Below are 21,955 nucleotides of genomic sequence, written 5' to 3'. Positions count from 1 at the left end.
ATATGAAATATACGATTACTGGTGCTACTGGGAAGTTAGGGACGCAGATTGTACAGGCGTTAATCAAGCTGGTTCCAGTGGAACAATTGAATTTAGGGGTACACACATTACGTAAAGCCCAAGGGTTTCAACAACAAGGCCTCACGGTAACGGCTATTGATTATCAAAATCCCGCCAGCTTGGCAGGGGTTTTAGCAGCGAGTGATGTTTTTATTTACGTTCCAAGTAAAAGTCATGACGCTTATAGTCGGGTTAGTGAATTTGAAAATGTGGTGCATGCCGCTGAAACTAGTGGCGTTAAGCACCTCTTGGTGATGGGCTTTATTGCTGATCAAGTGAACAATCCATTTGATTTGTCCGCTTTTTATGGGTACGTTCCCCGTCGATTAGCTGCGTCGCAATTGGACTATACGATTATTCGCAATGCGTTGTACGCCGATCCATTGGTGCCGTATCTGCCTGAGTTAATTGCGCGGAAAAATGTCATTTATCCGATGGGAGATCAAGCTTTGAGCTTTATTAGCCAAGCGGATAGTGCGGCGGCCTTTGCTAAAGTTGCGACGACGCCCCAATTATTACAAACCGGCCGTATTTATACCTTAACGCAGGCGCAATCCTATACGATGCCAGCCTTAGCAACCGTCTTATCGGCAGTAAGTGGGCATGAAATTGGGTATCAACCACTACCATTAGCGGAATTTGCGGCGCTTTATAATCAAAATAACGAGGGGTCAATGTTGGCTTCCATGTATGCTGGTGGTGCACAAGGTTTGTTAAGTGAAGTTAGTGCGGACTATGAGCTGATTATGGGGCAACCAGCACAATCTTTGCCGGCTTTCTTACAAACACACTTGACTTAACGGCCTAAAATTAAGCATAAAGGCATAAGTTCGCTGCCAATCCATGCTATAATTTAAGGTAATTATAGTTTCCGTGGAGGGGGCATCAGGATGATTGATGGTATGCCAGATTTTCGTACGATGTTTCGACGTGGTCAATTGACGATTGGCATTAGTGAACTGAGTAAGATGACTGGTGTCTCGCCACGCCAGCTACGGTATTGGCAAAAAAAGGGGTATATTATTCCTAAAAACCAAGATGAACCGGGACGGGCGCGCATCTATACGATGAAGATGGTGATTAAAGCAGCCGCAATGAGTAATTTACTTGCGGCCGGCTATACGTTGAAAGCCGCTGCCACCCAAGTTGATGAGCGAATGCGACCGGCGCAGACGATGTATCACATGTTGTTCGACCGGTATCAGGGATTTGAAGTCGGCGATGATGGTCAGCTCATGGTTGATTTAGGGCCATTCGATCCTAATCCAAGCCAAGAGCTATTTGTGACGTTGGTTGATGATCAGACCAAGTTTATTTTAAAAGCTAAGCCCTAAAATTAATGCTAAAAAACGTCGTTACGAGGAAATTCTCGTAGCGACGTTTTTATTTAATCATGGATAAATTCAGTTAAAATGCGTTGTGCAGCCCGACCATTAAAGTCGTTGGTTTGTAACCGCTCAAAGATTTGGGTCATAATCTGCATTAATTGGGCATCAGTTAGCCCTTGTTCAGCTAACGTGTTGAGCACAACCTGCAAGAGATCTAACGGTAATACTGGCCGTTTTTCAGGATACGCAGCAAAGAATTCTTGGATTGCCTGATCGTGTAGCCGCCAATAAACTGGATTTTTTGTATCATCAAAAATGGTCTTTAATTCCGATAAGGCTGGTGATAAGGGAATGTTTTTCGCAATCAAGGTGGTTAAGCGACCGTCCCTTGTTGGGAGTCGTACATCCGCAATATAATCTTTTAATAATAAAAAATGAGTTTTAAAGGGTGGCCGTAAGGTACTGGTCATCACTAATGAAATTTGACTATCAGCTGTTGCCATAACTGCAACTCCTTAGTGACGCTTGGTGAACCGGACGACCGCTTCACACCGCGCCGTTTGTGGAAACATATCAATTGATTGGATGTAATCAACTTGGTAACCGCGGGTTAATTGACGTAAATCTTGTGCCAAGGTAGACGGATTACATGAAATATAAACCAACTTTTCAGGGGCACTTTGTAAAATCGTATCAAGTAAGACATCATCTAAACCGGTTCGTGGTGGATCAACAACCATCGCATCTGGTTCAAAACCACTAGCTAACCATTGTGGGAGTAACGTTTCAGCAGCCCCAACGGTATATTGGGCGTTGGTAATGTGATTGCGTTTGGCATTTTCGTTGGCATCGGTTACCGCAGCTGGAATCGTATCCATCCCGCGGACTTCGTAAGCCACATCGGCTAAGGATAAGCCAATGGTCCCCACGCCAGAATAGGCATCGACTAATGTTTCATGCGGTGCTAAATCAAGTGCCGTACGGGTTAAGCTGTACAGCTTCTGGGTTTGTTCCGGATTCAATTGGAAGAAGGCTCGGGCGGATAGCTCAAATGTTAAGCCGTCGAGTTCTTCAGTAATCGTGGTCTTACCCGCTAATAAGGTGGTCTGATCACCCCAAATTAGGGAAGTTTTACCAATATTAACATTTTGCATCACGGAAACGACCATCGGTAATTCGGCCGCAATTTTCATGAGTAATTGATGCTTTTTCGGTAATTTGGGCGTATTCGTAATCAAGACCAATTGGACGTCATCCGTGGCGGCTGCAGCCCGGACAACGATAGTTTTAACAATCCCGGAATTACTAGCTTCGTCATAAATTGGCACGGCTAGTTCTTCAAGCCATTGGACGATTTTTCGCATCACGGTCATTGTCACTGGCATCTGGACGGAACAAGTGGGTAAATCAACTAAGTCATGACTATTTTCTTGGTAAAGACCCGCCGCAACATGACCATCAATGACGCGTACTTGGAATTGTGCCTTATTACGATAACCATAAGGATTTTCCATGCCGATTGTGGGGCGAACATCGTAATGTTGGTAATCGGCTGGCCGATATTTTTCTAAAGCTTGCCGAATTAAGTCTTGTTTAAAACGCAATTGGGCTGGGTAGGCGAGATGCTCTAATTCAAAACCGCCGACGTGGCCTGCATAAGCGTCGCGGGGAGCAACTCGATCAGGGCTGGCCTGACGTAATTTGTGTATTTTCGCTTCTAAGTAACGCGGATGAACGGCAGTGACTTCGGCAACGACGACTTCGTCTGGCAAAGCGCCTTTCACAAAAGTGATGACATGTTTGTAATAACCGATGCCTTCACCGTTAATACCTAACCGGTGAATGGTTAAAGGAAACCGTTGTCCAAGTTGAACCTCAGCTTGAACCTTTTCAGCCGGCCGGGTTCGGGGCTGGTAATGATGTTGATTAAATTGTGTCATATTAGCTTTAACTAACCTCGTTTTCTGTTGACTACGTTCACGTTATTATAGCATGGTAAGGACCAGGGACCCAAAGTGTTTGGTTGGGCGCCAATTAAGGGTGATTGTGAGTGATAATAATTATAAACTAGCGCCTGATTATGCTAGAATGAATTGTACACAATCAAATGGAGGCGTGTGACATGACAGCGATCATGACAATGCAAGATTTAAGTTATCAAGTCGGGACAAAGCAGATTCTAAAAGCGATTAATTTAACGATTCCAGTTGGCGCGCATTATACCATGACGGGGCCTTCCGGTAGCGGTAAAAGTACCTTACTCCGGCTAATGGCTGCGATGATTTCTAAAACCAGTGGCACCTTAACTTTTGCCGGCCAGCCGCTGATGAGTTACGATCCGATTGAATATCGCCGACAAGTCTCTTATTGTTTTCAGCAGCCAACGTTGTTTGGTGAGACTGTCGCTGACAATTTAGCATTTCCTTATCAAATTCGGCAGCGGACCCCTGACTGGGCGCATATTAAGATGGCGTTAGCTAACGTTGGGTTACCAACGACGATGCTGACAGAATCTGTTGGGACCTTGTCTGGGGGCGAACGCCAACGAATTGCATTGATTCGTAACATTTTATTCTTACCTAAAATTTTGTTATTAGATGAAGTTACGGCTGGCTTGGATGAGGCTAACAAAGCAATCATTCATCAGTGGTTACGTCAATTAAATGTTGAACAGCAGGTGACAACAATATTCGTCACCCATGATGTGACTGAAGTTGCGGCCGCAGATCAGCTACTGCGGATCGTTGCCGGTCGTTTGGAGGATGTTAAATGAAGCTAGTTGTGAATAATACCTCATTGTTTTTGGCGGCGATGCTTGTTTTGGTCGCGCTGGGGATTAGTTTATGGCAACAGCTAGGACTCGATAAAGATATTGTGGTTGGTGTAGTTCGGGCCGTTGTCCAATTAGTAGTTGTTGGTTATTTACTGAAGTATATCTTTCGGGTTGATGAATTATGGTTAACTATGGCGATGATGGTATTTATTATTTTTTAAATTAGGCGAGGAAACACGTTCCTTTAAGAACGTGATGAATCGCCTTTTGTTTTGTAAGTAGCGTCTATTTAATAGAAATCGGTTCAAAATACGGATTTAGTATTGAACAGATGGAAATTGGTCACGACGATTGTAGCCATTTATTAATTAATGTACCGCAAAAGTTATTGGCACTACTAACCAGCAAGCAGTTGTTAAGTATATCGATGACCAACGAATAAAAGAGGGGCATATAGATGACGCTGCGGGCGATTAAAACAAGAATTTATCCTCAAATTGACCAACAAGAAAAAATCATTAACAATTTTGGTTGCTGTCGTTTCGTTTGGAACCAACTATTAAGTATGCAGATTGAACGCCATAATAACGGTGGCGCCTACGTCAACGAATTTGGCATGAATTATCTGATCAAGTGTCTCAAACAGGAATACCCTTTCTTAAAGCAAGCGGAATCAACCAGTCTTTTACATGTTAGTCGTGATTTACATCACGCTTTTCAGAAATTGTTCAAGGAACACAGTGGTTTTCCGAAGTTCAAATCACGAAAATTTCCTAAACAGAGTTATCAGTCTAGTGCCGTCAATCACAACGTTATTCAAATCAATCAACACTATATCAAAATCCCAAAATTAGGCTGTATTGAATTTAAATCTGGCCGACAACTCACCGGTAAAATTAAGAATGTCACAATCCGGTTATCCGCTACCGGCAAATATTACGCCATTGTGTTAGTCGATAATGATGTGCAAGAACTGCCTGAAACTAAGCAATCGGTTGGGATTGATATGGGCGTAGCGGATCTAATGATTACCAGCGAGGGTGTCAAATATCCTACTATTCGCTTTGATAAAGTCTTATCGCAAAAGAAACATTATTGGGAAAAACGGCTAGCCCGACGTCGGTTACAAGCCTTGAAAGAAATTGCTTGGGATAAACACAATCAAGTATTAGAACCCCGTGAATTAACGGATTTCAGTAATTATCGCAAGGCGCGTCTCATGGTTGCCAAATATAACGAAAAAATCGCTAATCAACGTAGTAATTATTTGAATCAGCTTACCAAGAAACTGGTAACGCTGTACGATGTGATTAAAATCGAAGATTTGAAAACCAAAAATCTCCTTAGCAATCATCGGCTCGCTCGGGCGATTGCCAATCAAGCTTGGCGTGAACTACGCACTCAGCTTGAATATAAATGTGCTTGGTATGGTAAACAGCTGGTCACTGTGAACCCTAGAAAAACTAGTCAAATCTGTGCTGACTGTGGTTACGATGACGGTAAGCATGGGCTAGCTATCCGGCAATGGACATGTCCAAAATGTGGCATTAACCATGATCGGGATATTAATGCCGCCAAGAACATATTGAATGCTTAAAGAAAAGAAAAGACTAACTAGGCTCGGAACGAGCCGTGATAAATAGCTGTAACCGCTGGGCATAGTGCTAGTCACTATTGTGTAAGTTGGCAGTGTTCTCAGAAGCTCAGTCATTCATGGCCGAGTAGTTCACAATGAGCAAAAACAACTCCGGTAACGCCACCATCGCTGCGGCCGAACTATGCTATGATAAATAGGATTTTATCGGAGGTGGGGAGTTTGGCTAATACGACCAATCTGATGCCAGCCGAACCAGCTAGTTGCTGGTTGATACCAGTGGTGTTAGGGCTTATTTTTATTTGGCGGTATCGCCATGATAAGGTTCGGTTGAGTAATGGTATTTGGTTTTCGCTATGGTTTTATACGTTTTTGATTCTACTAGCTTGGACTATTTTGGCGACCAACCATCGGCACTTAATCTTGGTTTGCAGTGTTATTTTTGTAAGTTTCTTACTATTAATTGGGCTATTATTTTCGTTACAAGCATTTTTGCTATTATGGAATGCGTGGATTGTCTGGCGGCACGAAAGCCATACGTTAGCGAATATGTTGACGCTATACTTAGGATTAGGAATCTTGGTGTTACCACTGATCAGTCACGTGATTAGTCAACATGTGACGCGTTCGGTGCGTGACTTTATGCTTATTTTTCCAAGTCTCGTTATTTTTTATGTTGTTTTTTGGTTTTACAATTATTTGACGATGCTCGTGTTATATCAGTTTAATCGACCACGGTATCGCCAAGACTATATTATCGTGTTGGGAGCGGGCTTGCTACATGGTAATCAAGTGTCCCCATTATTGGCGCAACGGATTAGGCGCGGGTTGGCGTTTTATCAACGTCAACAACGAAAAACGCAACATCCAGCGATCTTAATCTTTTCAGGTGGTCAGGGCAGTGATGAGACCTTACCGGAAGGCCAAGCTATGTTGGCTTATGCACGCGCCCAGGGATTACCCGCGACGGCTGGCTGGGCCGAAACGCAAGCCACTACGACTTTAGAAAATATGCAATTTAGCAAGCGACTCATTGACCAAGGTTCCATTAAGCACCCACGGACAATCTTCGTGACCAACAATTACCACACGTTTAGAGCTGGTATCTTTGCTAAAGCAGCCGGATTAAAGGCTGATGGGATTGGGTCACGAACGGCACGGTTCTTCTTGCCAGATGCTATTATCCGCGAATATTTGGCGATTTTTGCTCAACATAAGTGGTGGCATGCTTTAGCAGTGCTTGGTTTGGCTATTTTATCGTTAGGAATCGTCTGGGTGACGATTGCAACGGGGCATTAGGTCTGAGAAAAATAAATTGTGCTAAAAAAAGTTTTGCCCCAAATAAACGGTCAAAATCAGGTTGTGTATGAACGGCTAAAGCCTTGATATAAGTGACTTTTGCGAGCAATGATTAGCTTTCATTCGGGATCGTTAGCCTTGTGAAACCGCTTCTTTTCAGAAACAAGTGGTTAACAGTCGGGGGTACTTCATGGTACTATTTAAAGGACAATTCCTTTGAACATATGTGTCCGGAGTGATAAATATGCAACTAGATAATTTATTGAATTTATTTGTTAACGATTTTTTTAATATGAAAACAGTTATTACGATTTTGATTATGACGGGTCTGATTACGATCATGACCTTATTAACTTATAGTTTAGAGCACCAAGCGTTAAAAATACGGCGTCGGCGATTTACTTTTTTAGTTCATGGAATTGAAGCTGGTAGCGTCGTGTTAAGTATGGTTTTACTGCGGCAGATATTTTGGACCGTCAATTCTGGCAGTGTGGTCAGTTGGGCATATGCTACGGCTCAATTAACGGTGCTACTCTTTAGTCTCTATACCATGAGGAATTTAATGGTCGAAATTATTAATATTTTAATGCTCATTTTTTTCTATGCGCAAGGGATGTATATGGGGCACGGCGCTCATTTTGTCGCAGTCTTTATTACCATGACGGTCTTATTGTCTGGGACAATCATTTATATTTCGCATCATCAAACCAGTATGATGAGTTCACAGTGGCGGTACCTTGCGTTACAACTGGTTTATGGTGGGACTTGGTGGTTCATTATTTGGTCGGTGCACCGGTTTCAATTGGCGTACACGATTAATATTTTAATCGTGTTTGTCGCTTATATGTGGATCGTTCGTTTCTGCGTGCAACGAGTAGGGCGATTAATTGACCGATTTACCCAACTGGATCAAAAAGCGAATTATGATGAATTAACTGGGGTTCGTAACCGGTTCAGCTTTGATACGGTGACGCGTGAAGTTTTTGAGGTTTATCAAAAACGGACTAACGTGCCAGTAACAATGGCGATGTTTGATATTGACCATTTTAAGCAGTTTAATGATCAGTATGGTCATACGACGGGCGATGCGGTGCTAAAGCATGTGGCGCAGCATTTTGATCAAGCTTTATTTCAGGCCAAGACGCGGGGACAATTGTTCCGGTATGGCGGTGAAGAATTTGTTATCATTTTCCGGGGTCGTTCGGCAACGGATGCCCAACAGATTATGACTACCATTCGTGACAGCCTACAACAAACGCCCATTGATTTTGAAACGCAAAAATTAATGGTCACTGTTTCATTTGGGGTCTCAGAACTACAGACGACGGATGCTACCTTTACTGATTGGTTTGAACGTGTTGATCAATACTTGTATCAATCGAAGACTGCCGGTCGTAATCGCATGACCATTGAAGGTCAAACGGTCACTTTATCGTAATTTGAGCGGTAACTAATTTTAAAAGCCGCATTAATCTGCTATGAATTAAGCAGGTTAATGCGGCTTTTTTGATAGGTCAGTAATTAGGCAGCGGTGACCGTAATATCGCCTTCAGTAGTGGTTAAGTCATATTGACTAGTGGCGTCGGTATGGACTTGATAGTGGTTCTGGTCATCATTTTTCCAATCAAAGATTGAGAGATCACCTTCGCTAGTCGTGGCGTTAATGCCAACTTGATGGGGAGCTCGAACAGTAATATCACCATCGGTCGCATTAACCGTGAGTCGTTGTTGTAAGTGATTATCACGTAAGGCAATATCACCCTCATCACTGCTAATGTGACCACTTTTAAAAGTCGTTTGGTGAACGGTAATGTCACCATCGGTTGTTTTGAGATTTGAAGCGGCTTTCGTAAATTGACTTTGAGTAATATGAATATCATCAGCCTCAGCCCCAATGGTTAAGCTTGGCGCTTGAACTTTAGTGAGCTGAACATCATCGGTCGTAGCCAACGTTAATGGTTGCGTTACGGTGACTTGACTCAGATTAACGGCGCCCTGACCACTTAGCTTTAAGCGGTCGATGTTCAGATGATGCAGGCGTAAATTACCAACTTGATTCGCCGTCGCCGTGACGGTGGTTAATTTGGCGGTTTGTGGCAACGTAATAACGGTCACATCGGTCGCTGAGTGTAGTAAAAAGCCGGTCGTGTTAGCTGCCGTAGATTTAATCGTGACGTGGCCGTGATCGGTCGTAATTGTTGGTCGATGATGACTAGCTGTGACTTGAATTTTAGTCGTATCGCCACGTCGAATAATGACATTGTTCGCAGTCGCTAACGTGATTGTTTTAATGGTTTTGGGATGATAAGTCCGTGTCGTCTGCTTTAACACGTGAAAGCCATTGTGCCAATAGACTGACTGAATCCCATTATTGGCGATGCCAAAGATAATGAGGATGGCACCTAGAATTAATAAGCCAAAGCCGATTTTAATGGTTTTTTTCATGACGTTGCCCCCTTTCGGCACGATTACGGGTCACGAAGCGTTGGTAGAGTCGCTGGATAATGGTGGAAACGCCTTGGATAATCAGGCCGATAAACCAGAGGACTAACGGCAGAATCAGCAATTCAATGCCAAGCAGTGCCAGACCAACGCCCAGATAGAAGAGGGCGGTCGCCAACGATTGCATGAAGATACCAATACCGGCAGTAATCATGGTTAAGGCCAAGATGGTCACAGTGACAAAGCCCACAACGATAACGACAGCCATGGCGAATATCATAATAGCTAATGTTAGTAAGACGCCCATAATGACTAATAATGCTGGAATTGTAATCGGCGTGGAGAGGAGCGCTAAGATAACCCACCAAATTGCGCGCATCCCGGCTTTAGATTTTTGATGTTTCGAGGTATTGGCGTTGAGATTTTCATTGAAGCGGATTGAATAATCGGCCAAAACCTTGCGTGCAAGCTGCTTCGGCGCTCCCAGTTCGGCAACGCAATCAGCATAAGTTTGAATGTCAGCGTCTAATAAATATTCGCGATAAAATTCGATTACTTCGTCTCGCTCATCCGCTTGTAATTGGACCAGTAAGGCGGTGAATTTATCTAGATAGTCTGTCATGAAGATGCTTCCCCCTTTAGTAATGTATTAATGGCCTGATTGTAAGTCTGCCAGTCTTGTTGGATGATGGTGAGTTGTGCTGTCCCAGCGGCTGTAATCTGATAGTAGCGTCGGTTACGGCCTTGATAAGCCTGATCATAAGTTGTGACCCACTCATTTTTTTTAAGGCGCCGCAAAACTGGATATAGCGTTGATTCAGAGACTGAAACGGATGCTTGTAATCGTTGCGTTAAGGCGTAACCGTAATAATCTTCTGTTTGTAAAAGGGCTAAGACGCAGCCGTCCAACAGTTCGGAGCTAATTTGAATCGCCATCGCTATTCCTCCTGCTATATTATACGTCGTATAGTATCGTTCGATTAATAGTATAGCGTGATTGATCAATTCCTGTCAAGGTTGGGGCGATAAAAGGCGACTGCTAGCAAAAAAAGAGTGCCGCAAGAAGTTAACAATTCTCGCAGTACTCTTTTTAGACTAATTATTATTGGTTAGCTTTATCAGAAATGGTGGTAAAAGTCATAGCAGCTAAGAAATCGGAGATTCGTTGGGTCGGTTCTTTAAAGAATTCGGCCGGGGTGCCATCAAATAAGATTTTTCCATTTTCAACGAAGAGAATCTTATCGGCAACCGCGCGGGCAAATTCTAAGTTATGCGTCACAATGACCATCGAGTCTTTTTCACGGGCCAAATCTAGGAGTACTCGTAACACGCCGGCTTCTAGTTCGGGGTCCAAGGCACTGGTGGGTTCATCGAGGAGAATATACTCCGGGTTCATCGCTAGCGAGCGGGCAATCGCCACGCGTTGCTGTTGCCCGCCAGAAAGTTGGCTAGGAAAAGCATCAGCCTTATCAGCTAGGCCAACCTTCGTTAGCAAGTCTAACGCCGACTTTTGAGCAGTTGCCACAGGTTGTTTCAAAACTTGAACAGGACCTTCCATCACATTTTTAATGACGGTTAAATGTGGGAAGAGGTTATAGCCTTGAAATACCATCCCGGTTTTGCGCCGTAACGTTAAAATGGTTTTATTGGTCAAGGGCTTAGCGAAATCAATGGTTAAATCATTGAAGTGATACTGACCGCTTTCAGGATGTTCTAATAAGTTAAGCGATCGTAATAAAGTTGATTTGCCGGACCCAGAAGGCCCAACGATGACCGTGGTTTGGTGTGCTTTAAATTCAGTATTAATATCGATTAAAGCGGGGTGCTCACCAAAAGTTTTATTGACGTGTTCAAATTTAATCACAGGTGATCCCTCCTAATTAATGGGACTAATGTAACGTGAGGTCCGTCTTTCAAGATAGCCTTGTAAGTAACTAAGAATTGAACACAAGACGGCATAAAGGGCGGCAACTAACGCATACATGACCAATGGCTGGTAGTTTTCAGCAGCAATCTGTTGACTCACTTCAAACATTTCAATAATGGTAATTGAGGCGGCCAAGGAAGTATCTTTGACGAGGCCAATAAAACTATTGGCTAGTGGTGGCAACGAGACGCGAGCTGCTTGTGGCAAAATAATCCGACGCAAGACTTGTGGCTTAGTCATTCCGATAGAATAAGCGGCTTCCCATTGGCCCTGTGAGATAGACAAGATTGACGCCCGAATAGTTTCGGCGCAATAGGCACCGGTATTGAGTGAGAAAGTTGTAATACCAGCCGTCCACGGATCAAGTTGAATCCCATTCGGGAAGAGACCTTTGATCTTCAAGTAGGGCAGGCCAAAGTAAACAATGAATAATTGCACTAATAACGGGGTGCTCCGAAAGAGCCAAACATAAAAGTAAGCAATGGCTTTCAGAATTGAAAACCAACCATGGCGAGGTGATAGCTTAGTTAATGCGGTCAATACGGCTAAGATTAGGCCCAAGATAAATGAAATTAGGGCAATCGGAATCGTATATTTTAAGCCAGCCAAGGCGATTTGGGGCGTTGAAGTAACAATAATATGCCAAATGGATTCCATGCGGGACCTCCTGTGAAAATAAAATGTATGTATGCGCCGAGAGTCAGGCTCGACGCTTGGTGTAATTGCGCTTAAAGTGGTCTAACGGTTAGTTGTTAGTGACGTCAGCGCCAAAATATTGTTTGGAAAGCTTCGTTAAAGTGCCATCTTGACGTAAGTCACGAATCGCTTTAGAAACTTTTTTCTGTAATTTAGCGTGTTTCTTAGTGACAATGGCGCCAATTTTTTGCGTGGCAATCTCGTCACCAGCACTAATTAAACGAATATTAGCGTTAGGTTGTTGTTTCAAGTAAGCGTAGAACGATTCACCGGAGTTAATCGTTCCGGCGGCGCGACCTTGTTCAACGAGATCAATGGACTGTTGGAAGCCATCAGTTGGTGTAATCGTAGCGCCTAAGCGTTTGGCATCGGTAGCATTGTTACTAGTTGTCGTTTCAGCCACTTTTTGACCCTTGATATCAGTAATCTTTTTAATGGCTTTGTTCGACTTCTTAACCGCTAATTGTGACTTTGAATAGATATAAGGGGTCGAAAAGAGATATTTCTTTTCCCGTTGCTTATTTTGAGAAATATTATTAATGACGATATCGTATTTGTTGACATCCAAGCCAGCAATCAACGAGTCAAACTTGGTTGGCACAAATTTGACTTTAACGCCCATCTTTTTAGCAACGGCGCGAGCTAAATCGACTTCAAACCCGGTCAACTTACCGTCTTTGCGATAACTATATGGTTTGAAAGTTCCTTCTAGACCCACGGTCAACGTCCCCGGCGTCTGTAATCCAAGGTCAGAACTGGCACTGCTGGATTGACTGGAACTATTACCACAAGCAGTTAAGACCACTGCCAAGGCTACCCCGAAAACGGCTAGACTTAGTCGTTTAATAACACTTTTCATAATTTACTCAACACTCCCTAAATTTTTTAGACACTAGTCATATCATAATTGAAACTAAGTTAACTGACAAAAAATAAGCACTCTATTATTATAGCGAACCAGTTTCAATCATGATACCTAAAATTCACTGGGAATAAGTGAGGCTAGAAAAATTAACGGGCGTCTCGCTCGGGCTAAGGCTTGGTCACGTCACCACCAAAGTAGCGCTTTGAGAGTTTCGTGAGCGTGCCATCTTGGCGTAATGCCCGGATGGCAGTTGATAAGCGTTGTTGTAACTTGGCGTGCTTTTTAGTGACAATAGCGCCGATTTTTTGCGTTTTAATTGCATTACCCGTAGCGATTAGCTTTAAATGAGCGGTCGGATTTTGTTTGAAGTAAGCGTAGAAAGCTTCGCGTGAATTAATGGTCCCACTGACCCGTCCTTGGGTCACGAGTGCAATTGATTGTTCAAAGCCGTCAGTGGGGACGACGGTTGCGCCCAAACGCTTAGCATCGGCGGCATTATTACTGGTGGTTGTCTGGGCCACCTTTTGCCCTTTAATCGCGGTCAGTTGCGTAATCGTGGCGTTCTTTTTAACGGCCAATTGCGATTTTGAATAAATGTAAGGCGTTGAAAATAAATATTTTTGCTGACGTTGTGGTGTTTCGGCAATATCATTAATGACGACATCGTATTTGTTGACTGCTAAACCAGCAATTAACGCATCAAATTTAGTTGGCACAAACTTAGCCTTTAAGCCCATTTTTTTGGCAATGGCGCGACCTAGGTCAACTTCAAAGCCGGTTAATTGGCCGTTCTTGCGATAACTGTAAGGTTGAAATGTTCCTTCTAGTCCGATGGTCAAAGTACCAGCTTGTTGCAAATGCAAGTTAGTGGTTGCGCGGGTAGTCGTTGAATGTGTCTTTTGGCTACAAGCGGTAAGGGTAATTGCGAGGGTGAGGCCTAAAATAGCTAGTCCTAATTGTTTGATCCATTTTTTCATTATATTTTAGCTCCTTCATTGATTTTTTGCCGAAAAAAAACAATCTTCCTAATAAAAGGACGATTGTTGATCGTGGTGCCACCTTTGTGCTTGAACCGATCACTCGGTCCAACTCTGTGAGTTAAGCTTAACTCGCGTACGTTAACGAGTACGACCCCGTCATCGGTTCACTAACGCTTACCGACACCATTTAGAGACCATCTTCGGTTAGGATTCAGGCTGCTTTTCATCGCACCACAGCTCGCTGGACTGAATCAAATAACGTACTCATCTCATCAAAATGTTGATTATTTAGCGTAAGTTTACCGCGTTCTCTAATGATAGTCAAATCGTTTTCTCATAATCAAACGAACTAGTTGCTATTATCAAAATTGAAAACTGGTTTTTAGCCGTGGCTTAGTGGTGGTTGTGACGGGCGCGGGTTGGAGTAACTGACCTAAGCGCCGAATGCCGGCTGTAATTGTCGTTGGATCGAGACTGGTGAAGTTTAGTCGGAGACCGTTTTTAACGGTGCGACTAGCGAATTGACAAGCCGAAGGGACGTAGGCGACATGCGCTTGTGGTAAAACAACGTCGGTTAACAATTGCTGCGCATCGATGGTTGCAGGTAACGTGACCCAGATGAAGAACCCACCAGCTGGACGTGTATAAGTCACATTTTTAGGAAAATAACGATCTAAGGCTTGCAACATGGCATCGCGCTTAACTTGATAGGCTTGGTTAAGGGTTGCGATGTGAGCATCTAAGTCATTTTGATCCAAATAAGCATTAATTGCTGCTAAAGTCACATTCGGTGATTGAACATCGACGGCTGATTTTAACCCAACTAATTGGGTCATCAGGGTGTCGTCAGCAACTAACCAGCCGGTTCGTAAAGCGGGTGATAGAATTTTAGAAAAGCTGGAAATGAAGATTACCCGACCTTCAGTATCATAGTGCTTAATTGCGGGAATGGTTTGTCCGCTGTAACGCAGGTCGCGATAAGGGCTGTCCTCTAAAATGATGACATTGTATTGATTAGCTAAGGCCACCATTGCCTGTCGCCGTTTTGCAGTGAGCGTTGTCCCAGTTGGATTATGAAAATCAGGAATTGTATAGATGAGTTTGATTTCGGGATGCGCTTTAAGCGTCTGCTGTAACCGGCGTAAGTTCATGCCATCTTGATCGACTGGCACTTCATAATAGGTGGGTTCGTAGGTATCAAATGCAGCTAAGGCGCCCATGTAAGTCGGGCCCTCAACGACCATGGCATCGCCATGATTTAAGAGTAATTTAGCGACCAAGTCGATGGCTTGCTGCCCGCCTTGGGTAAGCAAGATATTTGCTGCAGTGGTTGTCACGCCGGCCTGTTGGACCATGCGTGTCGCTAATTTTTGCCGCAGCGCCAGCGGGCCTTGGGTGGATTGATATTGAAAAATGGCCGGTCCCTGTTGGTTAATTGCGTCATGATAGGCTTGTTGCAAAGCCTGTTCGGGAAATAAGCGGACATCGGGAAACCCGCCAGCAAAGGAAATGTTTTCCGGATTGGCGCTATTTTTGAAAATATTATCAAGATCAGTTGTGTCATTAGTTAAGACGCGATTCGCAAATAGTTTTTTCATGATGTGGCCCCCACTTGATTTTTTTAAGTGTCATTGACTGGTTTGATTATTAATATGATAAAATGGGGGAGCAGTTTAGTAAAGTTCAACTTTTTCAATTATAAATGAAAACAATTCATCTAAGGAGTAAATCATCAGTATGGCAAATTTTGCGTATGAAGTTTTTGCAACTGTTGTGGCGCAGAAAACCTTCTATCAAGCGGCTGCAACCTTGAATGTGACGCCCAGTGCGGTCAGTCATTCTGTGAACCAACTGGAAAAGGCACTTGGCTTTCCGTTATTTATTCGTAACCGTTCGGGGGTTGAACTTACCAGTGATGGGCAGCAAGTCCTGCCTTACGTCCAGGAAATCTTGAATACTGAAAGTAATCTGCGTCAAGTAGCCGATAATATCCAAGGATTACATTCTGGTTCCGTGCGAATTGGCGGCTTCAGTAGTGTTTGCATCAATTGGTTGCCTCGCATTATTCGGCGCTTTAACCATGAATATCCCGATATTGAAATTTCAGTCGTTCAAGGGAATTTCAATGAGATTACTAAGTGGGCGAAAATTGGGACGATTGATGTGGGATTCACGTCGCTCCCCGTTAATGATAATTTATTAGCGCATGCTTTGATTAATGATCCAATCTATTGTGTGACCCCCGCCGGTTTTGTCCCCGCTAACGGTCAGTATATGACGAAAGCGGATGTCATGGATCAAAATTTCATTTTGCAGCAGAGTGATTATGACCGTGATACGAAGCTGGCTTTGGATCATTATCATGTAACGAATAATTTTTTGCGGTTTTCGATTGATGACCAATCCATCATTTCGATGGTGGAATCTGGTTTGGGAATGGGGATTTTGCCGAAGTTAGCGTTGAAAAAATTAACAGGGGATGTCAATACGTATCCGTTTGCGGAACCCTATAATCGAGAGATTGCATTGGTTGCCAATAAAACGCAGGCCACAGCGCCGTCGACCGCAATGATGATTCGAGCAATCAAACAATTTTTGACGACTGAATATCCAAACGAAATGTTGTGGCGATCGCGCTAGTTAATGATTAAGTGCGCCGCTTGGTTTTAGTGACCACCCGTAAAGTCTTAAGGGGTGCTAGGAGAACCGTGACGCAAAAAAATAAAGGCATCCAAGACCGTAGTCTTAGATACCTTTAAAGCAATCAGTTCAGTGCTCCAAGTAGAGCAGAGACTGATGCTTTAAGCTTACGATTGGTACTCAAAAAGCATCACCCCCTTTCGTTTAATTGTTTGTAGCTTACGCTCATCTAAGCGGTGGGTCAACTAATTGGTTCGGTGTCTGATAAAACGCGGTATAATAAAAGTCCTTGGCAGGGGCTCGTCATCAGTTCAGTTGATGATTGGGTTTTAATTGGCGACTTAATGATTCTTAAGTTAAGTCGCTTTTTTAGTGGCGTCAGCACACAATTCCTTAATGATTCCTTAAAATTTAGCTACCATAACGTTAGCGGAAATGGTAAATTAATAAAGGTAGTTTTTTCTTAATTGTTTTTTATTGGTTTGACAACATCTATAGGGAAGAAGGAATATTCACATGGTATTTAACTTGGTGGTTAATATTATTGGGATTGTGGTCTTCATTGCAATTGCCTACGTATTCTCCAAGCAAAAACACGCGATTCATTGGCGTTCAATCGGTGTTATGTTGGTTTTGGAATTATTGTTAGCATGGTTCTTAACCGGTTCACAAGTCGGGGTTGACGCGGTTAAAGCAGCAGCTGATGGCTTTACTTGGCTGGTTGATGTTTCATACGATGGGATTGCATTTGCGTTGGCTAGTTGGGTCAATGTCAAACAAATGGATTTCGTTACCAGTTCATTGTTACCAATTTTATTAATTGTGCCATTATTTGATATTTTGACATATATCGGCGTTTTACCATGGATTATTAAATGGGTCGGTCGTGGTTTGGCTTATATTACCGGTCAACCAAAATTCGAATCATTTTTCGTTGTTGAAATGATGTTTTTAGGTAATACCGAAGCGCTTGCTGTTTCGCAATTACAATTGAAACAGATGAAAGCTCAACGAAACTTGACCATTGCGATGATGTCGATGAGTTGTGTGACGGCCTCCATTCTGGGCGCGTATATTAAGATGATGCCTGGTCAATTTATTTTGACGGCGGTGCCAATGAATGTCTTAAATGCGGCCATTATTACGGCCATCTTAAATCCGGTCGATGTTAAACCAGAAGAAGATACCATTGCCAAAGTTGGCAGTAGTGCTGCCGTTGAAGAAACGACGGCAACAACTGAAACTAGTGGCTCTGAAACCTTGGCAGATGAACAAGTTCAAGCAGCTAAGCCAGTGCGCGAACCATTCTTCTCTTTCTTAGGTGACTCCATTCTTGGCGCTGGTAAGTTAATCTTGATTATCGCGGCCAACGTTATTGCCTTTGTGGCGTTAGCGAAGTTAATTGATAAGTTGTTAGGCTTAATCAACACGAACCTTTCACTTGAAAATATCTTTGGGGTAATCATGTTCCCATTTGCTTGGTTACTGGGTTTCAATGCTCACGATGCCTTCCAAATGGCCTCTTACATGGGGACCAAGTTGGTCACGAATGAATTCGTGGTCATGGGTGAAGTTACGGGTAAAGTTAACGATTTTGCCCCCCATTTTAGAGCAGTTTTGACGGTCTTCTTGACATCATTTGCCAACTTCTCAACTGTTGGGATGATTATTGGGGCATTCAAGGGGATTGTGAGTCGTGAAAAGAATGACTTGATTTCACGTAACGTGGGCTATTTACTTTTATCTGGGATTTTAGTTTCCCTCTTATCCGCCGGCGTAGTTGGGTTATTCGTTTGGTAAGCAACTAAATATAAAATAAACGATAGGCGACTTTTCAGCAACTAGCTGAAAGGCCGTCTATTTTTCTAAAAATCTGCTAAAATCCAGTGGGATAGATGCAAAAAAATCGGTTCTGGCTAAATGAAGCGAAATCGTGATTTTTCAAGGGTTACACGGGGTAATAATCCAAGCTCGAGCATTGATTTTGCCTTGATTTTAAGTTAAAGTTATGAGGTGACGTGAAACATTCAAGTTGTTTCACAACTGTAAGGCAAATGCGACCTTAATTAAGGAGCTTTTTCATGAATCCAGAAGAATTTAAACAAGCTTTGGCGAGTCACGATATTAGACTAAGTGATCAGCAAATGGCTCAATTCGCAACGTACTTTAAGTTGCTGATTGAAACCAATCGCCAATTCAATTTAACGACGATCACAGCTCAGCCCGAAGTGTATTTGAAGCATTTTTATGATTCAATTACGCCCGCTTTTTATGTGGCAGCGTTGCGCGAACAACCGTTAACCATCTGTGATGTTGGTGCGGGAGCTGGCTTTCCGTCGCTACCATTAAAAATCGTGTTCCCCCAGTTACAAGTGACGATTGTGGATTCGTTAAATAAACGGATTAATTTTTTGCAAGCACTCATTAGCGCTTTGGGATTAAGTGATGTGCAAGCTTTTCATGATCGGGCTGAAACCTTTGCGGGCAAAAAATCCGGTCATCGCGAGCAATATGATTTAGTCACAGCCCGAGCGGTGGCCCGCTTATCGGTGTTAAGCGAATTGTGTTTGCCACTTGTAAAAGTCGGTGGTCAGATGGTGGCGCTAAAGGCCGCTAATGCTCGGACTGAAACAGCTGAAGGTGCTTATGCGATTCAACAATTAGGTGGTCAATTAGTGCGTGATGAAGCGTTGACTTTACCACAAACAGGTGACCCGCGGCATATTATTATTGTGGCTAAAAAGCGGCCGACGCCTAAGCGCTATCCACGTAAGCCGGGGACGCCTGCTAAACAGCCGTTAACGGCCCATGACTAAAGTGGGAGGTAATTGAGATGGCATTTTCCTTATTCGGTGGTAATCGTGATAAAAATAAGGATGCTGAAACAGCGAATCCCCAACAACAAATCGTGCAGATTCCGGTGACAGCGATTGTTCCGAATCGGTTTCAGCCACGGCAAGTTTTTGAGACAGCCGGGATTGATGAATTAGCAGCCACGATTGCGGCACATGGCTTATTGCAACCGATTGTATTGCGAGAATATGCGCCTAAAAAATACGAAATCATTGCTGGTGAACGACGTTTTCGTGCGATTTGTTCTTTGCATTGGGCCCAAGCGCCAGCAATTATTCAAAAAATGGATGATGGCGAAACGGCTTCAATGGCGTTGATTGAAAATTTACAACGCCAAGACTTAACGGTCATTGAAGAAGCGACGGCCTATCAAGAATTAATGACCTTAAATACGCTGACACAAGTGGCGCTGGCGAAAGAACTCGGTAAAAGTCAGTCGTTTGTGGCGAACAAGTTGCGGTTATTAAAGTTAGCGCCAGCCGTGCAACAAGCCTTATTAAAACGCCAAATCAGCGAACGGCATGGCCGGGCCCTCTTGAATTTATCAGTGGATCAGCAAGCCACCGTGTTAGCTCAAGTGTTGGACCAGCAGTTAACCGTTAAAGAAACGGAACAAGTGGTACAAAAAATACAGGTGCCACCAAAACCAAAACAAAAACGACCGCGGGGATTAACGGGAGATACCCGCATTGCGGTCAATACGATTAAAAAATCAATTAAGATGGTGACGGCCGCTGGCTTGTCAGTGCAGTCGCATGAAGAAGACACTGGTGACAGTTACCGTATCACGATTGAAATCCCGAAAAATCAAGCAAGGGGTGGTCAATAATTATGGGAGCCGTAATTGCACTCGCCAACCAAAAAGGTGGCGTTGGTAAGACAACGACAAGCATCAATTTAGGTGCAAGTCTCGTAGAACAAGGTCAAAAGGTACTATTAATTGATACGGATGCGCAAGGAAATGCGACGAGCGGCTTGGGCATTCAAAAATCAACGATTGAACGTGAAATTTATGATGTCTTAATTAATGATACCCCAATTAAAGATACAATTATTCCAACGAGTCATGAGGGGTTGGACATTGTCCCAGCCACGATTCAATTATCGGGTGCGGAGATTGAGCTAACGCCAATGATGGCTCGTGAAACGCGTTTGCGGGATGCCATTGATGACGTCAGGGACGCTTATGACTTTATTTTGATTGACTGTCCACCCTCGCTAGGCCTGCTAACGATCAATGCCTTTACGGCTTGTGATTCAATCTTAATTCCGGTGCAAAGTGAATATTATGCTTTGGAAGGGTTAAGCCAATTATTGAATACCGTTAAGTTAGTCCAAAAACACTTCAATCGACAACTTCGAATTGAAGGGGTGTTATTAACGATGTATGATGCCCGGACCAATCTAGGGGCCCAGGTTAATGAAGAAGTGCGCAAATACTTTAAGGATGCCGTTTATAAGACGATTATTCCCCGCAATGTGCGGTTGTCAGAGGCGCCTAGTCATGGTCTCTCAATCGTTGATTACGACATTCGTTCAAAAGGGGCGCAAGTCTACTTAGCATTAGCAAAGGAAGTGTTGGCGGCTCATGGCAAGTAAAGAAAAAGCGCAAAATAAAGCATTAGGCCGTGGCATTGATGCCTTGTTTGCCGATGCTGATGAACCAACCAATGAAGAAATGGTTGCGGAACTCGCACTAACTGATATTCGAGTTAATCCCTATCAACCACGGCGAAAATTTGATGCAACGGCTTTAAAAGAACTCGCCAGTTCGATTGAAAAATCAGGTGTCTTTCAGCCTATCATTGTCCGGCAACCGGATGCTGAAATTAAAAAGTACGAGTTAATTGCTGGTGAACGTCGTTTTCGTGCCTCAAAATTAGCTAAGCAGAAGACCATTCCAGCAATTGTCCGGGATGTTACCGAAGCTCAGATGATGGAAATTGGGGTTTTAGAAAATCTACAACGTGAAGATTTAACTGCGTTAGAAGAGGCCGAAGCGTATGCATCATTGATGGATAAGCTTAAGTTGACCCAAGCTGAAGTCTCCAAACGCCTCGGTAAAAGTCGGCCCTATATTGCCAACTATCTGCGTCTATTAGGCTTGCCAACTGGGGTTAAACAACTGATTCAAAAGGGCCAATTGTCCATGGGTCAGGCACGGACGTTATTGTCTTTAAAGGATAAGACCCAATTAGTCCCATTGGCTAAAAAGGCGATTAAAGCCCAGTTAACGGTCCGCCAGTTAGAGCAGATTGTGGCGCGCTATAATGGCGAACAAAAGCAAGCGCCTAAACCGGTAGTCGTCAAAAAATCACCGTATATTCGCGCTAGCGAGGAACAATTGCAAGAAAAGTTTGGGACAGCAGTTTCCATTCAAACCAAGCAAAATAAAAAAGAACAAGGTAAAATCGAAATCCCATACTTATCAAATGATGACTTAAATCGGATTTTAGAAATTTTACAAATTGATTTAAATTAAACCTTAAAGGAGCGTT

The 21,955-nt window shown here is 43.3% G+C and carries 22 protein-coding genes and 2 pseudogenes; 14 read left to right on the top strand and 10 right to left on the bottom strand.

Annotation, left to right across the window (positions count from 1 at the left end; translation table 11 throughout):
* The first annotated feature begins 2 nt into the window (after nucleotides 1-2).
* Nucleotides 3-860, top strand: coding sequence for an SDR family oxidoreductase (locus C5Z26_RS06960; protein WP_105449251.1), 858 nt, complete (start codon nucleotides 3-5; stop codon nucleotides 858-860).
* A 90-nt stretch (nucleotides 861-950) separates the two neighbouring features.
* Complete coding sequence (locus C5Z26_RS06955; RefSeq protein ID WP_105449250.1) at nucleotides 951-1,394, top strand: MerR family transcriptional regulator; 444 nt, start codon at nucleotides 951-953, stop codon at nucleotides 1,392-1,394.
* A gap of 53 nt (nucleotides 1,395-1,447) precedes the next feature.
* Here C5Z26_RS06955 and C5Z26_RS06950 read toward each other — a convergent pair whose 3' ends face one another.
* Both C5Z26_RS06950 and rlmD read right to left on the bottom strand, forming a co-directional pair.
* Nucleotides 1,448-1,891, bottom strand: a complete 444-nt coding sequence (locus tag C5Z26_RS06950; protein ID WP_105449249.1) for a hypothetical protein — start codon at nucleotides 1,889-1,891, stop codon at nucleotides 1,448-1,450.
* 12 nt (nucleotides 1,892-1,903) lie between these two features.
* Complete coding sequence (gene rlmD / locus C5Z26_RS06945) at nucleotides 1,904-3,328, bottom strand: 23S rRNA (uracil(1939)-C(5))-methyltransferase RlmD (RefSeq protein WP_105449248.1); 1,425 nt, start codon at nucleotides 3,326-3,328, stop codon at nucleotides 1,904-1,906.
* Nucleotides 3,329-3,528: 200 nt separating this feature from the next.
* Between rlmD and C5Z26_RS06940 the strand changes: the two genes are divergently transcribed.
* From C5Z26_RS06940 to C5Z26_RS06915, 6 genes and pseudogenes are all read left to right on the top strand, one after another.
* A complete protein-coding gene (locus C5Z26_RS06940; RefSeq protein WP_370447988.1) occupies nucleotides 3,529-4,161 on the top strand; it encodes an ABC transporter ATP-binding protein in 633 nt (210 codons plus the stop codon).
* Nucleotides 4,158-4,379: pseudogene (locus C5Z26_RS06935) on the top strand (ABC transporter permease); the annotation flags it as partial. The gene C5Z26_RS06940 and the pseudogene C5Z26_RS06935, both read left to right, overlap by 4 nt.
* Before the next feature lie 71 nt (nucleotides 4,380-4,450).
* A pseudogene (locus tag C5Z26_RS12825) lies at nucleotides 4,451-4,638 on the top strand (hypothetical protein); the annotation flags it as partial.
* The gene (locus tag C5Z26_RS06925) at nucleotides 4,619-5,758 is read left to right on the top strand and encodes an RNA-guided endonuclease TnpB family protein (RefSeq protein ID WP_105449246.1); all 1,140 of its coding nucleotides are present in this window, start codon (nucleotides 4,619-4,621) and stop codon (nucleotides 5,756-5,758) included. The pseudogene C5Z26_RS12825 and the gene C5Z26_RS06925, both read left to right, overlap by 20 nt.
* A gap of 240 nt (nucleotides 5,759-5,998) precedes the next feature.
* Nucleotides 5,999-7,054: a YdcF family protein gene (locus C5Z26_RS06920; protein ID WP_105450152.1), complete on the top strand. Its 1,056-nt coding sequence runs from the start codon at nucleotides 5,999-6,001 to the stop codon at nucleotides 7,052-7,054.
* Between the two features lie 244 nt (nucleotides 7,055-7,298).
* Entirely contained in the window at nucleotides 7,299-8,492 is a 1,194-nt protein-coding gene (locus tag C5Z26_RS06915; RefSeq protein ID WP_105449245.1) for a GGDEF domain-containing protein, read from the top strand.
* 83 nt (nucleotides 8,493-8,575) lie between these two features.
* Here the strand turns inward: C5Z26_RS06915 and C5Z26_RS06910 are convergent, their stop codons facing one another.
* The 8 genes from C5Z26_RS06910 to C5Z26_RS06875 form a co-directional block, all read right to left on the bottom strand.
* Nucleotides 8,576-9,499, bottom strand: a complete 924-nt coding sequence (locus tag C5Z26_RS06910) for a DUF4097 family beta strand repeat-containing protein (RefSeq protein WP_105449244.1) — start codon at nucleotides 9,497-9,499, stop codon at nucleotides 8,576-8,578.
* The gene (locus tag C5Z26_RS06905) at nucleotides 9,483-10,118 is read right to left on the bottom strand and encodes a DUF1700 domain-containing protein (RefSeq protein ID WP_105449243.1); all 636 of its coding nucleotides are present in this window, start codon (nucleotides 10,116-10,118) and stop codon (nucleotides 9,483-9,485) included. The genes C5Z26_RS06910 and C5Z26_RS06905 overlap by 17 nt, the downstream gene beginning before the upstream one ends.
* Nucleotides 10,115-10,432: a PadR family transcriptional regulator gene (locus C5Z26_RS06900; RefSeq protein WP_105449242.1), complete on the bottom strand. Its 318-nt coding sequence runs from the start codon at nucleotides 10,430-10,432 to the stop codon at nucleotides 10,115-10,117. The genes C5Z26_RS06905 and C5Z26_RS06900 overlap by 4 nt, the downstream gene beginning before the upstream one ends.
* 166 nt (nucleotides 10,433-10,598) lie before the next feature.
* On the bottom strand, nucleotides 10,599-11,360 hold the full coding sequence (locus tag C5Z26_RS06895) for an amino acid ABC transporter ATP-binding protein (RefSeq protein ID WP_105449241.1): 762 nt from the start codon (nucleotides 11,358-11,360) through the stop codon (nucleotides 10,599-10,601).
* 12 nt (nucleotides 11,361-11,372) lie between these two features.
* Nucleotides 11,373-12,080, bottom strand: a complete 708-nt coding sequence (locus C5Z26_RS06890) for an amino acid ABC transporter permease (RefSeq protein ID WP_105449240.1) — start codon at nucleotides 12,078-12,080, stop codon at nucleotides 11,373-11,375.
* An 88-nt stretch (nucleotides 12,081-12,168) separates the two neighbouring features.
* Nucleotides 12,169-12,978: a transporter substrate-binding domain-containing protein gene (locus C5Z26_RS06885; RefSeq protein ID WP_105449239.1), complete on the bottom strand. Its 810-nt coding sequence runs from the start codon at nucleotides 12,976-12,978 to the stop codon at nucleotides 12,169-12,171.
* 173 nt (nucleotides 12,979-13,151) lie between these two features.
* Nucleotides 13,152-13,961 carry a transporter substrate-binding domain-containing protein gene (locus C5Z26_RS06880; protein WP_105449238.1) on the bottom strand — a complete coding sequence of 270 codons (810 nt, stop codon included), beginning with the start codon at nucleotides 13,959-13,961 and terminating at the stop codon, nucleotides 13,152-13,154.
* 365 nt (nucleotides 13,962-14,326) lie between these two features.
* Nucleotides 14,327-15,562, bottom strand: coding sequence for an aminotransferase-like domain-containing protein (locus C5Z26_RS06875; protein ID WP_105449237.1), 1,236 nt, complete (start codon nucleotides 15,560-15,562; stop codon nucleotides 14,327-14,329).
* 139 nt (nucleotides 15,563-15,701) lie between these two features.
* Here C5Z26_RS06875 and C5Z26_RS06870 point away from each other — a divergent pair, with 139 nt between their 5' ends.
* From C5Z26_RS06870 to C5Z26_RS06840, 6 genes are all read left to right on the top strand, one after another.
* On the top strand, nucleotides 15,702-16,604 hold the full coding sequence (locus tag C5Z26_RS06870) for a LysR family transcriptional regulator (RefSeq protein ID WP_105449236.1): 903 nt from the start codon (nucleotides 15,702-15,704) through the stop codon (nucleotides 16,602-16,604).
* 516 nt (nucleotides 16,605-17,120) lie between these two features.
* Nucleotides 17,121-18,404: a NupC/NupG family nucleoside CNT transporter gene (locus tag C5Z26_RS06860; protein WP_105449234.1), complete on the top strand. Its 1,284-nt coding sequence runs from the start codon at nucleotides 17,121-17,123 to the stop codon at nucleotides 18,402-18,404.
* 281 nt (nucleotides 18,405-18,685) lie between these two features.
* Entirely contained in the window at nucleotides 18,686-19,420 is a 735-nt protein-coding gene (gene rsmG, locus C5Z26_RS06855; RefSeq protein ID WP_105449233.1) for a 16S rRNA (guanine(527)-N(7))-methyltransferase RsmG, read from the top strand.
* A 17-nt stretch (nucleotides 19,421-19,437) separates the two neighbouring features.
* Nucleotides 19,438-20,286 (top strand): nucleoid occlusion protein, encoded by an 849-nt coding sequence (gene noc, locus C5Z26_RS06850; protein ID WP_105449232.1) that lies wholly within the window; start codon nucleotides 19,438-19,440, stop codon nucleotides 20,284-20,286.
* A gap of 2 nt (nucleotides 20,287-20,288) precedes the next feature.
* The gene (locus C5Z26_RS06845) at nucleotides 20,289-21,056 is read left to right on the top strand and encodes a ParA family protein (protein ID WP_105449231.1); all 768 of its coding nucleotides are present in this window, start codon (nucleotides 20,289-20,291) and stop codon (nucleotides 21,054-21,056) included.
* On the top strand, nucleotides 21,046-21,939 hold the full coding sequence (locus C5Z26_RS06840) for a ParB/RepB/Spo0J family partition protein (RefSeq protein WP_105449230.1): 894 nt from the start codon (nucleotides 21,046-21,048) through the stop codon (nucleotides 21,937-21,939). Before C5Z26_RS06845 ends, C5Z26_RS06840 begins: the two co-directional genes overlap by 11 nt.
* The last annotated feature ends 16 nt before the right edge of the window (nucleotides 21,940-21,955 follow it).

Origin of the sequence: Lactobacillus sp. CBA3606, from assembly GCF_002970935.1 — a bacterium.
Classification (GTDB): Bacteria; Bacillota; Bacilli; order Lactobacillales; family Lactobacillaceae; genus Lactiplantibacillus.
Note: the sequence above shows the minus strand (reverse complement) of the source record. Positions and strands in the feature narration are given on the sequence as shown.

What these genes read in the sequence shown, in the direction of transcription:
- C5Z26_RS06955 (WP_105449250.1), top strand. Translation starts at nt 951, where the DNA reads ATGATTGATGGTATGCCAGATTTTCGTACGATGTTTCGACGTGGTCAA.
- C5Z26_RS06915 (WP_105449245.1), top strand. Translation starts at nt 7,299, where the DNA reads ATGCAACTAGATAATTTATTGAATTTATTTGTTAACGATTTTTTTAAT.
- rsmG (WP_105449233.1), top strand. Translation starts at nt 18,686, where the DNA reads ATGAATCCAGAAGAATTTAAACAAGCTTTGGCGAGTCACGATATTAGA.
- C5Z26_RS06920 (WP_105450152.1), top strand. Translation starts at nt 5,999, where the DNA reads ATGCCAGCCGAACCAGCTAGTTGCTGGTTGATACCAGTGGTGTTAGGG.
- C5Z26_RS06885 (WP_105449239.1), bottom strand. Translation starts at nt 12,978, where the DNA reads ATGAAAAGTGTTATTAAACGACTAAGTCTAGCCGTTTTCGGGGTAGCC.
- rlmD (WP_105449248.1), bottom strand. Translation starts at nt 3,328, where the DNA reads ATGACACAATTTAATCAACATCATTACCAGCCCCGAACCCGGCCGGCT.
- C5Z26_RS06900 (WP_105449242.1), bottom strand. Translation starts at nt 10,432, where the DNA reads ATGGCGATTCAAATTAGCTCCGAACTGTTGGACGGCTGCGTCTTAGCC.
- C5Z26_RS06950 (WP_105449249.1), bottom strand. Translation starts at nt 1,891, where the DNA reads ATGGCAACAGCTGATAGTCAAATTTCATTAGTGATGACCAGTACCTTA.
- C5Z26_RS06840 (WP_105449230.1), top strand. Translation starts at nt 21,046, where the DNA reads ATGGCAAGTAAAGAAAAAGCGCAAAATAAAGCATTAGGCCGTGGCATT.
- noc (WP_105449232.1), top strand. Translation starts at nt 19,438, where the DNA reads ATGGCATTTTCCTTATTCGGTGGTAATCGTGATAAAAATAAGGATGCT.
- C5Z26_RS06845 (WP_105449231.1), top strand. Translation starts at nt 20,289, where the DNA reads ATGGGAGCCGTAATTGCACTCGCCAACCAAAAAGGTGGCGTTGGTAAG.
- C5Z26_RS06905 (WP_105449243.1), bottom strand. Translation starts at nt 10,118, where the DNA reads ATGACAGACTATCTAGATAAATTCACCGCCTTACTGGTCCAATTACAA.
- C5Z26_RS06925 (WP_105449246.1), top strand. Translation starts at nt 4,619, where the DNA reads ATGACGCTGCGGGCGATTAAAACAAGAATTTATCCTCAAATTGACCAA.
- C5Z26_RS06860 (WP_105449234.1), top strand. Translation starts at nt 17,121, where the DNA reads ATGGTATTTAACTTGGTGGTTAATATTATTGGGATTGTGGTCTTCATT.
- C5Z26_RS06880 (WP_105449238.1), bottom strand. Translation starts at nt 13,961, where the DNA reads ATGAAAAAATGGATCAAACAATTAGGACTAGCTATTTTAGGCCTCACC.
- C5Z26_RS06940 (WP_370447988.1), top strand. Translation starts at nt 3,529, where the DNA reads ATGCAAGATTTAAGTTATCAAGTCGGGACAAAGCAGATTCTAAAAGCG.
- C5Z26_RS06890 (WP_105449240.1), bottom strand. Translation starts at nt 12,080, where the DNA reads ATGGAATCCATTTGGCATATTATTGTTACTTCAACGCCCCAAATCGCC.
- C5Z26_RS06875 (WP_105449237.1), bottom strand. Translation starts at nt 15,562, where the DNA reads ATGAAAAAACTATTTGCGAATCGCGTCTTAACTAATGACACAACTGAT.
- C5Z26_RS06960 (WP_105449251.1), top strand. Translation starts at nt 3, where the DNA reads ATGAAATATACGATTACTGGTGCTACTGGGAAGTTAGGGACGCAGATT.
- C5Z26_RS06910 (WP_105449244.1), bottom strand. Translation starts at nt 9,499, where the DNA reads ATGAAAAAAACCATTAAAATCGGCTTTGGCTTATTAATTCTAGGTGCC.
- C5Z26_RS06870 (WP_105449236.1), top strand. Translation starts at nt 15,702, where the DNA reads ATGGCAAATTTTGCGTATGAAGTTTTTGCAACTGTTGTGGCGCAGAAA.